General features: G+C 41.9%; 14 protein-coding genes. 2 read left to right on the top strand and 12 right to left on the bottom strand.

Annotated features, from left to right (window positions below; all coding sequences use genetic code 11):
• Positions 1-40: 40 nt before the first annotated feature.
• From LCL89_RS04910 to nhaC, 7 genes are all read right to left on the bottom strand, one after another.
• Positions 41-1,399 carry a sigma-54 interaction domain-containing protein gene (locus LCL89_RS04910; RefSeq protein WP_224808205.1) on the bottom strand — a complete coding sequence of 453 codons (1,359 nt, stop codon included), beginning with the start codon at positions 1,397-1,399 and terminating at the stop codon, positions 41-43.
• A gap of 221 nt (positions 1,400-1,620) precedes the next feature.
• Entirely contained in the window at positions 1,621-2,949 is a 1,329-nt protein-coding gene (locus LCL89_RS04915; protein WP_224808207.1) for an FAD-dependent oxidoreductase, read from the bottom strand.
• A gap of 136 nt (positions 2,950-3,085) precedes the next feature.
• Complete coding sequence (locus tag LCL89_RS04920; RefSeq protein WP_224808209.1) at positions 3,086-3,550, bottom strand: GNAT family N-acetyltransferase; 465 nt, start codon at positions 3,548-3,550, stop codon at positions 3,086-3,088.
• Between the two features lie 543 nt (positions 3,551-4,093).
• Positions 4,094-4,354, bottom strand: a complete 261-nt coding sequence (locus LCL89_RS04925; protein WP_197315834.1) for a hypothetical protein — start codon at positions 4,352-4,354, stop codon at positions 4,094-4,096.
• Positions 4,355-4,511: 157 nt separating this feature from the next.
• Positions 4,512-4,670, bottom strand: a complete 159-nt coding sequence (locus tag LCL89_RS04930; protein ID WP_224808211.1) for a hypothetical protein — start codon at positions 4,668-4,670, stop codon at positions 4,512-4,514.
• Positions 4,671-4,681: 11 nt separating this feature from the next.
• Entirely contained in the window at positions 4,682-5,107 is a 426-nt protein-coding gene (locus LCL89_RS04935; protein WP_224808213.1) for a hypothetical protein, read from the bottom strand.
• 156 nt (positions 5,108-5,263) lie between these two features.
• Positions 5,264-6,688, bottom strand: coding sequence for a Na+/H+ antiporter NhaC (gene nhaC, locus LCL89_RS04940; RefSeq protein ID WP_318245600.1), 1,425 nt, complete (start codon positions 6,686-6,688; stop codon positions 5,264-5,266).
• 280 nt (positions 6,689-6,968) lie between these two features.
• Here nhaC and LCL89_RS04945 point away from each other — a divergent pair, with 280 nt between their 5' ends.
• On the top strand, positions 6,969-7,901 hold the full coding sequence (locus tag LCL89_RS04945) for a zinc-dependent metalloprotease (RefSeq protein WP_224808214.1): 933 nt from the start codon (positions 6,969-6,971) through the stop codon (positions 7,899-7,901).
• A gap of 85 nt (positions 7,902-7,986) precedes the next feature.
• On the opposite strand, the gene LCL89_RS04950 is transcribed toward LCL89_RS04945, so the two are convergent.
• Together LCL89_RS04950 and LCL89_RS04955 are read right to left on the bottom strand one after the other, a co-directional pair.
• Positions 7,987-8,184 (bottom strand): Spo0E family sporulation regulatory protein-aspartic acid phosphatase, encoded by a 198-nt coding sequence (locus LCL89_RS04950; RefSeq protein ID WP_224808216.1) that lies wholly within the window; start codon positions 8,182-8,184, stop codon positions 7,987-7,989.
• Positions 8,185-8,316: 132 nt separating this feature from the next.
• Positions 8,317-10,770 (bottom strand): S8 family serine peptidase, encoded by a 2,454-nt coding sequence (locus LCL89_RS04955; RefSeq protein WP_224808218.1) that lies wholly within the window; start codon positions 10,768-10,770, stop codon positions 8,317-8,319.
• A gap of 295 nt (positions 10,771-11,065) precedes the next feature.
• Here LCL89_RS04955 and LCL89_RS04960 point away from each other — a divergent pair, with 295 nt between their 5' ends.
• Positions 11,066-11,212, top strand: coding sequence for an anti-repressor SinI family protein (locus tag LCL89_RS04960; RefSeq protein WP_224808220.1), 147 nt, complete (start codon positions 11,066-11,068; stop codon positions 11,210-11,212).
• A 78-nt stretch (positions 11,213-11,290) separates the two neighbouring features.
• Here LCL89_RS04960 and LCL89_RS04965 read toward each other — a convergent pair whose 3' ends face one another.
• From LCL89_RS04965 to LCL89_RS04975, 3 genes are all read right to left on the bottom strand, one after another.
• A complete protein-coding gene (locus tag LCL89_RS04965) occupies positions 11,291-11,929 on the bottom strand; it encodes a kinase (RefSeq protein ID WP_224808222.1) in 639 nt (212 codons plus the stop codon).
• 250 nt (positions 11,930-12,179) lie between these two features.
• Entirely contained in the window at positions 12,180-12,335 is a 156-nt protein-coding gene (locus tag LCL89_RS04970) for an aspartyl-phosphate phosphatase Spo0E family protein (protein WP_224808224.1), read from the bottom strand.
• Between the two features lie 156 nt (positions 12,336-12,491).
• Positions 12,492-12,770 (bottom strand): hypothetical protein, encoded by a 279-nt coding sequence (locus LCL89_RS04975; RefSeq protein ID WP_197315822.1) that lies wholly within the window; start codon positions 12,768-12,770, stop codon positions 12,492-12,494.
• Between the last annotated feature and the right edge of the window lie 205 nt (positions 12,771-12,975).

Consider the following 12,975-nt stretch of genomic DNA (forward strand, 5'->3'; position numbering starts at 1 on the left):
CCTTACTTATTCATACATGCAAGAACCGTGCCACTTTTTATTAATCTACGTTGTACTTTTTCAATTTTCTGACTACGATGGGCTTGCTGATCCCTAAGGCGGCAGCCATTTTGGTCGTTGTCCCATACGTCAATTTTGCTTCCATCAATCGTTCTCTTTCTACTTTTTCCAGCGTTTCCTTCAAGGTTTCTTTCTTATTATTCAAATATGAATCACTCTGGTCTTCACCATCCAAAAGGTAAGAGAGATGTTCTGATTGGATAACCTTATCCAACGTCGTAACGACTAGTCGCTCAATCAAGTTGATCAACTCACGGACATTCCCTTTCCACTCCATGGCAAGTAATTGATGTAGGGCTTCACTGCTGAAGACTTTCTCCAGTTTATAACGTTTCATGAATATATTCAGAAACGTATAAATCAAAGGAAGGATATCCTCTTTTCTTTCCCTTAACGGAGGTATCGTCAATGGAACAACGTTCAAACGGAAGTACAAGTCTTCTCTGAACTCATTATGTAGGACTGCTTCTTTCAACTTTTTATTCGTTGCGGTCACGAGCCTGAAGTCAGAATGAATTTCCTTTCTCCCCCCTACGGGATAAAACGTTTTATCTTGAGTCAGTTTAAGGACTTTCACTTGGTTGGCCATTGAAAGCTCTCCGATCTCATCTAAGAAAAGAGTTCCATTGTGTGCTGATTCTGCAAAACCTTTCTTTCCATGCTTCGATGCACCTGTAAAAGCTCCGCCTTCATATCCGAATAATTCCGCTTCGAATAAGCTATCTGGAATTGCACCACAATTGACTTCAATAAAAGGACCTTCGGATCGCCCACTCTTAGAATGGATCATTCTGGCCAGCTCGGATTTACCTACTCCTGATTCCCCTAATAGAAGGATATTGACATCAAATCCAGCAACTTGATTCGCAGAAGCCATCACTTTCTTCATGGCTGCACTTTTGGCAACGAACCACCCTTCACTTTGGTCTTTCAAAAAGTCCAATTCTTTCCGGACTCTTTCAATTTCCGAAGTCAATTCCTCCATCCCGGCCTTGATTTCCATCAATTCCGTCACATCATGAGAGTAGCTGACGACCCGGGCAATATCCTTATTCTCATCAAAAACCGGGAGTCCTGTGACGAGTAGCTTGTTCCCTTCAGAAGTCGTTTGAACAAAAGTGACTCTCTCTTTCTTCTCCAGCACTTGTGGAGTTGCCAAAGGTGTGAAGTGCCCTTCTTTCTCTAACTGATAGACCGACCTCCCCACCCAGTTCTCTGCATTCACGTTGTAAACAGAACCTGTCCCGTGACTCACATTCACTATGATCCCATTCGTATCTGTTACAAGAATATCTTCTTTAAGCGAATGTAATAGTACTTTGTACTCTTCATCATTCAATGGAATTCGCTCCTTTATTCATTTTTGAATAACTTGCTGCTAAATCATTATAAAAAGCGGGTATATGACTGATTCCTGCTTATTCATTTTTGAATGGACTTACTTCATCGTATCATAGAAATCACACTAAATTCGGAAAATTCCAATAAAAAGTGTTTTTAACATCACAGCCTTCCTTTTACCAAAAAAAAGAGACAGCTTATAAAAGCTGTCCCAAACGATTACAATGGCGGGATACTCTGAGGGAAATGGAAGACGTTATAAAGATCCACTTCTGTCTTCACTTCCCGAAGCCTCTCAAAATTGTCCCCGTAGTACGATGTAGGCCAGTCGTGTATGGACAAATCCGGCCAATTGACATAGTCCCCTTGGGTGTAGGGTGCCATTTGTTTTCTCAATGCTTCCACCCAGATGACGTTTCTCCTCGCTAAATGTTCATGTTTCCAGGTGGAATTGTATTCTTGTGCAATGAGGGCGTTACGATGGAAAAAGGCGGTTTCTGAAGGACGCTTCTCCTGCACGGCACCGGCAAGTGCCTGCTGCCAAATCACATTGTCTTCATTCGGTGAGTTCTCTAAAAACTTCTTCATGATGGCAATGCCTCTGGGAGGAATCAACTGATGGACGAAAGATCCTGATCTTTTGAAGTAAGCAGGTTCATTTCCAGCAGGGTAATTGAAGTATTTGAATGCTCGATTAAATGGCACTTCTGCAACTTTGACAGATCGAGGATCCGTTTGTTTAATTAGTGGCTGAATCAATTTGATCAATTCTTCCTTCGGGCCGATATACTGCCCCTCTGCAGTCAATGTATCTTGTTTCTTCGTCTTCAGTTCAATAGAAGACGTCAGTTTCTCGTCGGTGAATGGTGCCCAAGTCTGCCATGTTTGATACACATCCTCAAAATGATCGAAATCCCAATCCACCGTGAATATCGACACTTCCCCAATCGGTTTTACCTTGAATTTCAAGCTGGTGATGATGCCGAAATTCGCTGCTCCACCACCACGTATTGCCCAAAAGAGTCCAGGGTGGTTTTTACGATCGGCTGCCACTGCTTTAGCCCCTGTTTTACCATCAGCAAGTACAATCCGGACCTCCTTCAGCAAATCGCAAGTAAGTCCGAACGCCCTTGATAAGTAACCGATCCCCCCTCCGGTAGTGAGACCGGTCACTCCTACACTGAATTCTGTACCTGCCGGCAGAGCCAGCCGGTGCTTCCAAAGCTTTTTATACACACGTTCCAAGTCTGCACCGGGACCGACTTCAGCCATGTCTCCTTCGACATTCACATGGTTGATATCACTTAAATCTATAACCATTCCTTGATCAATGGAAGACAAGTTCAAATAACTATGCCTGCCTCCCCGGATTCTGAAAGGGGTTTCCCGTTCACGTGCATAGGTCAAGGCATTGATGACATCCTGTTCATTTTGACAAAAGACGATGATATCCGGGTATTTCGCATGGAATAAATTCAAGTTTGTTCTTGCTTCTTCATAACCAGGGTCTCCAGGAGTTACAATACGTCCGGTCAGCTCTGTCTCCATAAGCTCTCCACCTTTTTCAGGACTTTCTGAAGTATATGAAGAAAAGCAACGAAGACATGCACGAAATATTAGACTCCGTGAAACGTCAACCGCATGCGCAAATGTGCCCGACCTGTCATCGCTTGATCTAAGTATATTACACCTTCCCCTTCATCCGGATTACTTTACCGTCTAGTTCTGATCCACAGTATTTCATTTGCATTTTTTTATAAAACTCCAACGCTCTTGAATTGTTCGGGGAAACTCTTAGATGGAATTCTTTCACGTGATGTTTTTGAAAAAAGTGCAAAGCATACTCGTGAAGCCTTACCCCAAGTCCCATCGACCGTTTTTCAGAAATCAAATAAAATAGATGCACATAACCAATTCTTTCACCTTCATGCATCCTGATAGAACACTCGACTTGACCTATCAATCGGTTTTGGTCCCATACTCCGACAAAGCCATCTGGAAACTCTCTGACTTTACCTGCTATCCAAGTAAGGTATTCATTTTTATCAAATGAAGAGCAATCCCCGAAGCTTTCTATAAATGAGTTCCTCCTGAATTGAAGAATTCTATTCCGATCTCTCTTCAAATCGATCGTATGAAATTCAAGCATGTGCACTTCTCCTTTATAAAAAGGCTCTGTTAAAGTCTGTAGTTGATATTTTAAACGATTACTAAATAGTCCCCGTCTGGAATAGGTGTTCGGTCCGTTATTTATTCAGAGCATGGGATGGCAGGGAAAACAGTCCGCTTTCCGCGGGGAACGCTGAGCCTCCTCAAACTTCGTTCTCCGGGGTCTCACCTTGTTCCTTTTTCCCGCAGGAGTCTACCTGTTTTCCCTGCCATCCCGTTCGTAGTTGGTGTAACGCAACGGATTTCGGTTATGGCCTTTCTGACTCTTCTACTTTGAAGAGGCGGCCTTTTAGAATGGCGAGACTCCTGTGGGATAAAGGTACATCGTGAGACCCCGGAAGGCGCAGCCTGAGGAGGCTCACGGTACCCCACGGAAAGGGAGTCATTCCTAAGGCCGTCTCCTACAAATTCCAGGACAGAAAGAGATGATATGAGCTCACATGTAAAATAACAACACTAAGCAATAACAGGGCCTATAAAAAAAGCCCTTCGACTGGTAAAAGAGTCGATGGGCTTTTCATCATCATTGTTGTTCCACTGGATCATCGAAAAGATCAGTGAATTTAGCTACATTTTCATAACTGAATTCAAAGGCCATTCTCACTTCACCGAAGCTCGGCTGATAAAAATACCCTTGGACTTCATAACTGCTCTTATTTTCTCTCACTTTAGTCAAATGGAAGTACCTCTGTACATATTGGGCCATCTCTTCCAATTTCTTATTTCTTACTTTGATCCATTGTTGTTTGAGTTCTTCCGTCTCAAAATCTGATTCCTTTAACATAGGCTCACTCCTCTAGGGAAAACAAAGATTTGAAGCTTGTTATAAAACTAATGATATAAGACCTTCCTCTTATTTTCAACTTCATTTCACAATATTGAGAATATTTATTTGTATGATGATCATTCAAGTGTTATATTCCGTTAAATACCATATACGTTTATTTTCTCATCATTTCTCCAAATTCTTGAAAAGTTGTGTCAGCGAGGTCAAATTGCTCTTCGCTCTTTTCTATTTGGTTTTTATTGCCTCTCTCATATCCCTGTAATACGTTGACCATCGCCTGGTACTCTTGAGACGCCCCCTCGTAATATTTCATATATAAGGATTTCACCCTGGGATTAAAGTTAGATTAAAGTTCATATCCAAATTTCTTACTTCAATTACATTATAATAATCCACGATGATGATGACTTCATCTATGATTTCCTTATAAGCAGGGAGGATCTTATCTTTAAGATATTCCAAGTCTTCCGATTCAACGTTTTGTGCAGGTATGTGTTTATCATAATCCTCAATGACACTCATTCTCTTATTTTTCAATAATTCCAGTTTGTGACTATGTAATTGTATGTCACTAGTGAAAAATGCATTCATCCCCTGGGGTAGTTCAGCGTGACTTCTATTATGGTTACCCGTTACTTCACTTTTCTCCATACTTAAACTGACGTTGTTTTCTTGTATTCTCTCGGTGATGCAGAAAACGAAAAAGAAACTGACGAAAATAGTGATGACCCATACCCCTTTCCATTTCATTTCTACCCCCCCTCTAAATGATGTTAAATCTTGTAGATAATATCGAATTATTATAAATGTAACATACATCACATCATCATTTTTTCAGAAAGAAAAAGTGCTCCCAAGTATAGGAGCACTTAAATGATAAGAATTTCAGGCGTCTTGCTTCATGCTTTACCCTGATTTCGTTTGTTTATAGTTCTCGGAAACACCTTTTTTCTCATCCAGCTTCGCTTTAATGATGCTGAATCCGATCAAAGCGAAAAATATTGAAATCAAAGGAGTCGCCAGGTTGAAAAAAGCGTATGGAGCATAAGCAAGGGTTGGAACCCCTAACGTTCCCGCTACAAAGATCCCTCCGGTGTTCCAGGGGACGAGGACACTAGTGACCGTTCCGCCATCCTCCACAGCACGTGAGAGGTTTCTTCTATCCAATTGATACTTCGTATACGTCGACGCATACATCCTGGCAGGGATGATGATGGAAATATATTGTTCCGCCATAAGGATATTGGTACTGAAGGAAGTAAGGATCGTGGTCGGAATCAACGCTTTTGCTGATTTGACCAGCGATGCCATACCGTCCATCATCCGCTCGAGCATCCCGGCCCCTTCAAGTACACCGCCAAAAATCATGGCGACGATCGTCAAGGAGATGGTATACATCATACTGCTCAAACCGCCCCGGTTCAGTAGACTGCTGATCATTTCATTGTCTGATTGTATGCTGTATCCATCATACAAGGTGATAACTGATGTTCCTACAAGATCGCCCTGGATGAAGATTTGACAGAGGAACCCGAGAATGACTCCGAAGCTCAGCGCGGGCAGCGCTGGTATCTTCAATAAGACAAGACCTATGACAGCCAGAGGAACAAGGAGGAGCCAAGGAGAAATGACGAAATGTTGCTGAAGCCCTTCCATTATTTTTTCTATACTTCCTCCATTAAGGCTTGAAGAAGAAAACCCACGACCCATCTGGAAGAAGATCACCAAAGCGAGAACGTAAGCCGGGATCGTCGTGTACAGCATATGCTTGATATGTTGGAATAACGGTACATCAGCAATTCCTGAAGCCAGGTTTGTCGTATCGGAGAGTGGAGACATCTTATCTCCCATGTACGCTCCTGATATGATGGCTCCTGCAACCATAGGTTCAGGAATTCCCATACTGATTCCGATCCCCATGCCAGCGACACCGATGGTCGCCATCGTGGACCAGGAACTTCCGATTGAAAGAGCCACTACGGTGCAGAGAACCATGATCGATACAAGGAAATAAGCAGGTGAAATGATTTCCAGACCATAGTAGATCAAACTTCCGACAATGCCGCCCCCTATCCAAGAACCTATGATCAAGCCGACAAGGAGAAGGATGACGATAGCAGGAAGTGATTTATGTATTCCAGTGTAAAAGCTTTTCTCTATCTCATTCCATGAGTAACCGAAGACCAATGCGATGATGGATGCTGTAAAAGCTCCCAGAAGCAATGGAATGTGTGGCGCACCTTCAAACTGGATGATGGTGAATCCCATACCGACAATCATGATCAATAAGGGTAATAGTGCTACGAAAACAGGCATATGTTTCTTCGACAAAAAATCCCCTCTCTTTCTATGTGAATAGATATACACACCATTGTAAGAAAAATTCTATAAATAATAAACCTTCTCAAGGTCTGCCCCAAATGACCCCGAGCTTAGTCGTTTCACCCAAATGAACGTTGCATGGAATTAAATGGGATTAAAACAATGACAAGGTCCTTACTAAACCTATGAATATAATAAAATTCATCCTATTTTCCCCCGCAAAAATATATTATAGTGTGATAGTTTTGAATAGGTTCATTTCATACATATTTTTGAGGAGGAAGAAAGCATGAAAGCAAAAGGTCTTATTTCATTATCTTTAGCGTTATCTGTGACGCTGTTCCCTTCAATCGCTGGAGCAGACTCACACACTCACACTCACTCTCATCAGGAAGCTGTCGATTCTCAAGGGAATGAGGTTGAAATCAGCGATGTACTCCCTAAAGCTGAAATCGAAAGAAAACAGACATTCGATGTTCCTGCGCTTGTGGAAGAAGCATCCAATGCTGATATTTTGAATGAAAATGGTGTGAAAATCGGTGAGAAAGTCATTGAGAAAACGAAGGGGAATCTATTGGATCAACTATTAGGTCAAAATGATTCCAAAGAAACTCAGAAAAATCGTGAAGCTGGCTTATGCTTGTTCGGCTGCAGCGGTGGCGGAGATGATGGTTCCGGTTCCGGCGGAGGCGATGATACTTCCGGTGACCGTACTGCAACCGTTTTGATCGCTGCCGATGAAGAATACCGTGCAGCCCGCAGTGACTGGCAGACATTCACACAAAACATCGTTGAAAATGCGGATAACGCCTTCGTCCGAGATCATGGCATCGATTTAGAAGTACAAGCCTTCGCTCAATGGTCTTCAGAAGGAAACAATGCTTCTGAGATTCTTCAAGACCTTGATCAGGATTGGAATGGCCAAGGGTATGACTTCGTTGTCGGGTTCACAAAAGATTCCAACTTCAACGCTGGCGGAATTGCTTATGTATACCAAAGTTCTCCATACGGAAGTGCTGTCAGTGTCAACCTTGACCAGGGTGCTGAAAATACGTGGCGTGCAGCTCAACACGAATTTTCTCACAACTACGGCCTGGGGCATGACGCTCAAGGGAGCGGCATCGAATGTATCATGAATTATGACTACTCTTATGAAGTAGACTACTGGGATCAAGAGCACGATGATGAAATTCAAGCGCATAAAGCATGGTACGGCAACTGATCAACTTATAAACTCCTTCCATTACGGAAGGAGTTTTTTTGGTTGTCCGTTCCCAATAAATGAAGCCGGGTCCCATGACCCGGCTTCATTTATGTGCTTTTTGTTTTAAGATGTCTTCGGTCTCTAATTTTCTCCCAAGTTCGTTCAATAATTCATCCAAGGATTGGGAGACCTCTATGACTCTAGGGTTTGATGGGTTTTCTGAATAAAGTCGGTACATACATCGTCTCGTTTTTTCTATCTTTTCTTGTAAATTTTCGATACTGATAATTCCACTCCCCACTTGATGTAACAATTCTATTATAATTCAAGCGGGAATTCAAAAATTGTAATCTGGCTTACATTTTATCTAAACATTGCTTGTTTTCTTGTTAAAAACCATAAAAGACCCAGCAATCTATGCTGGGTCTTTCCATTATTTCAGAAATGCTTCAAAGTAACGGCTCATCGCTACTGCGAAATCACCACGTGTCGTGTTTTCCTGTGGCTGGAATTCTGCCTGAATGGTTGGTTCTGTATCGTATGGACCTTGAGCTACATCAAAATGAGCATTGATGATGTTCAAGTCAAGAGCCAATTGCACATACCCTTTCAAGTGGTCAGGAATTTCAGAAGCATCGTTGATGGCAATACGCTCATCTTTGTATTGGACAGTAACCTCTCCATCAAACGAATCTGCTTGATCTTGCAAACCGAGACTCTGTACTAATGAATAGGCAAGTTCTGCACGGTTCACATTGTCCTGCCCTTTGAACTTCCCATCTTTCAATACCATGACTCCGTTTTGTGTTTGTGTTTCATCACGGAAAGCTGCTCCCTCAGCTGTTACAGCAGAAGCAAAAGGCAGCAAATGAGACGGTGCATCAGCAATATCCATAAGTGGAGATTGTTGAATCTCTGCTCCCATGACAAGATATTCAGCTAAATCTTTTCTTTGCAGCAGTTGGTCAGGTTTGAAGTTCCCTTTGCTATTACCATCAAACAAGCGCTCTTTGACACCGATTTTAATAGCAGAAGCTGCCGGGTGGCCTTCAACATCATTCAATCCATCAAAACCACTGACCTTTGTAAATGCTAAGCTACCGTTGATATCTTCAGAGAAGGAGACACCGGAAGTAGGGTTCTGCTCATCCCCTCTAAGACCTCTGATTTCTGCTTTCCAATCCCCTGGCATAGGAGCATTCACAGAAACGGTACGATCCGTGTAAAGGGTGAACAGCAGGCTGATTCCAGAGCTGTATTCTGTCCCATCAGGTGCGATCAGGATAAGGTTGACCGGATTACCCGTCTCCCCCATCACTCCTTGAGCGTCAACTTTAGCTACTAAACTCGTAAGACCAGGTTCTACATTGAATTCATATTGATTGTCTGAAATGAGAGTGGATGGATTATAATCCACTGCAAAACTTTTGCGTTCTGTTTCTGCTTCGACATTGCTGTTGAATTCACGATCCATATTCAAAGTGTTCCCGTACGTATCATTGCCAAAAGCCATGTCCACTGCAGCATAAGCATTCAAATATCCAGCTCCTGCTTCCCAAGTTTCATATCCAGGCATATTCGTTGCTGATGTTTGAATAATCGTTTTTACGTTATCAGGGGATAATGTCGGTTCTGCATCTAACATGAGGGCTACTACACCTGCAACGTGAGGTGTCGCCATTGATGTACCGCTCATCATTGTGTAGAAAGGTACATGAGCCGGGTCCAATTCTTCTACATCATCAGCTGCTGCCAATGAACTGACTGGTGCCACCACTCGTGTGGAAATGATATCTACACCAGGAGCTGTAATCGTAGGTTCGTCTGCCCATGTCCACGTTTCTCCATCCATTTCAAACGTTCCACCAACACCTTTTGTTCCACGGGAAGAAAAGTCCGCAAGTGTTCCATCTTTTTCTCCAGCAGCTACAGAGATGACCCATGGGGCTTTAGCATATGGATTGTGCGTGTTTTCGCCGGGACCTTCGTTACCTGCCGCAAATAAGACAGTGATTCCACGGTCGTAAGCTTTCTTACTTGCTACATTAATCGGGTGATTCGGATCGAAGTCACCTGAGGAGCCCCAGGAATTTGTAATGACACGGATGTTGTATTGAGACTGGTGTGTAATCGCATAATCGAACCCGCCTATTCCATCCAAGACGAATAGTGCTCCGCCGGATCCGTAACCGATCAAATCTGCTCCTGGAGCAGCGCCTTCATACTTCCCACTGGACATGACACCCGTACCGCCGACCGTACCCGCCACGTGTGTACCGTGACCGGAGTTGGTATCTGTATTCGCCACATCTTCCTGGTAAGTAACTGGTAGTAACCCAGGGGACAAACTATTCAAGTTGGTCGAACCGAGTACGTTCTGCACCAAATTCTTTTCGAATTCATGATCTTTGTGTGTACCGTCTACTCCACTATCGTTAACGACGACCCCAATATCTTTTCCGGAAACCGGAAGTCCTCCGTTTTGTTTTCTCATAGAGTCATCCGTGCGCAGCTTATCGACACCTGTAAGTGCGGTCGCGTCAGAATTGAAATATTCCAGTTTTTCGTTCAAATAAATAGAACGGACTTCTTCATTTGAAGATAAAGCTTCAATTTGTTCTTTGGAAGCTAGTACGCCTGCCATCGGCAAGCTCTCCAGGGTAAGACCTGTATCTACACCAACGGTTTCAAGAACTTCTGTTTGTTCTGTTGTAGGTGCTCCATCTCCTTTAAACGTAACGATTACCTCATAATGATCGGAACTTGTTTTCATCTTCTCCAATAGATCCGGGCCAATCGCAGCTTGATATTGTGCATGAGACGGGGCGAGCCCTCCAAACCCTGCCATCAAAAGAATGGCTATGACGAAAGCATAAAATATTCTCATCCTCGGTTCCTCCTCTGAATTTTCTTACTATTCATTATCTCTTTACAACGCTCGTTTAGCTATTCACTAAAGGTTTTAAATAAGAGACGGAAAAGAACTATATGTACCCCCTCCGAAAGTAGTATACGGTACTACTTTCGCTTCATCTTATCTATTGGTCTCCTTTATTTCTTTCAGATTTCGTTTACTTCCCAGTAACATCTCGTGTAGAATAAGAGTATATTTCAGAATTTTTTGTCACAAAAAGAGAGATAGTCGCTTGTTGTTCCAATCCTAATGAGACGGGGGAATCTTTATGAGTGTCGAGAATTTAACGCCTGACTGGGTAGAAGTTGTAAAAACTGCGATGGATTCAGATCGCACGAAAGAAGAATTTCAACAATATTTGGACAGCCGTAAAGAGTGTTCAAGTGAATCTTCAAGAGATAGAGAGCATACCTGAGCTATTATCGTTTTAAATGTGAAATGAACAAAAGGGTCCATTCTTTAATTAAGAATGGACCCTTTTGTTCATTTAACTTCAGTATTGACGAATAATCCAATCAGCCTTTTCCAATGGGCTTATATGGTTAAGATAATAGTCCTCAGCCTTCCAATACCGCATTTGAAATTTACTTATATTCTTTCGGGCTTCCTCGCTTTCTCTTGCAAACCTTTTTTCTTTTGGACAATCCAGATAAATGAGTTTATCAAAGCTCCCCTTCCATTCAGGTCTTTGTAGAAAAACCCCTTCTATGACCACAATTCCCGGCCTTGGGATTTTGTATGTGACCGATTGATTCACAGAGTCGAGCTCAATTCGATCCGCATCTTTTAAGCGGTTGAACAGGTTCTTTTTTAAATAGGACACATCCCACTGCAATGAATAATATTCATACCATTCCTCATAACCTGTCTGATACCTTCTTTCCTTAGGAACAATATGGTCATCCATATGTATAATCTCATACGGCATGGAATTTTCTTTATAAACTTCGGCCAGCATTTGTGAAAATGTCGATTTGCCTGAACGGCTGAGCCCATCAATTCCCAAAACCATGGACTTTTCACGAATGGATTCCTTTAAGATCAATTCAATCGCCTTTTCTCGATCATTAAGCTGTCTTTTTATGAAAGTCCCCTCCCTTCTACAATATCCATTTATTCTATCATTTTCCATATTAAGTTAGATAGTAGAATTCGTTAACCTCTCTCTGTAGATAAATGGAACAATAAAAAACCCCCAAGAAAAATCTCGGGGGTATTTCCATCATCCATTTGCAGTTCTTGATGCCCATTTAGCAAATCGATTATAAAGCGGCTTTAAGAATACATAATCCATTAGCAAAGCTAAGAAACCGATCCTCCAAATGTTAGCCCGGGATGTAAATACACCCCGGGCTTTTAAGTAATTCATTATGTACCTTTTATTAAGATAAATGCATATCCATTTTGTGAAGAAGGTTAAGCAATTCGTCCAACTCCTGAGAGAGTTTTACAACTTCAGGGTTAGTCGGGTCCTCCTTATATAGCTCATAGAGATCCTTTCTGAGTCTTTCTACTTTTTTCTCTAATCCATGCTCCATTCGTATCCCCCTGCTTCATATGGGATGATTAACGCTTCTATCTTTTTCAATAATTGGAGGGCAAAGAGGAGTTGAAATCTGGATGACTGTGTAACCCTCGATTGTTTATACAAAAAGAATACCTTGTATGTGAATACCTCTCTTTATCCCGACCTTTTAACTACTGCTGACGAGATAAAGATCTTTACAAAGCTTCAAATTCAAATGACAAAGGATGAACCGGGCATCTTTTTCATTTACATCCATGTCTTTCAACGTCTGAACACAATCTGTACATATCTTTACTGCCAACTTACAAATTTCATCTGATATTGGTGAACCTTCTTCTACTGTAATTTTTGCATGTTGATAGGCTGCATGGCTTTTCCTTAATAGATACACGCTGTTTAGGAGATGAGAAGGGTGGTTGTTTGATTGTGAGTGATGATGTGTCATATGAATCCTCCTATTTTTTACAATAAAAAAAGCCAAAAAAGACCCAGGGAGGATCTTTTTTGGCTTATGTCTAACTCTATTGTTCAGCTCATTGCTACCAAATTTGTATGAAATTTTAAATCGTTCAAGAAGCGTTAATCAATAGTGAAAAGCTTTTTTTCTTCTCACCACATATAAAATCTACCACAAATATTTCAAAAATGAA

The organism is Halobacillus yeomjeoni (assembly GCF_020171525.1).
Classification (GTDB): domain Bacteria; phylum Bacillota; class Bacilli; order Bacillales; family Halobacillaceae; genus Halobacillus; species Halobacillus yeomjeoni.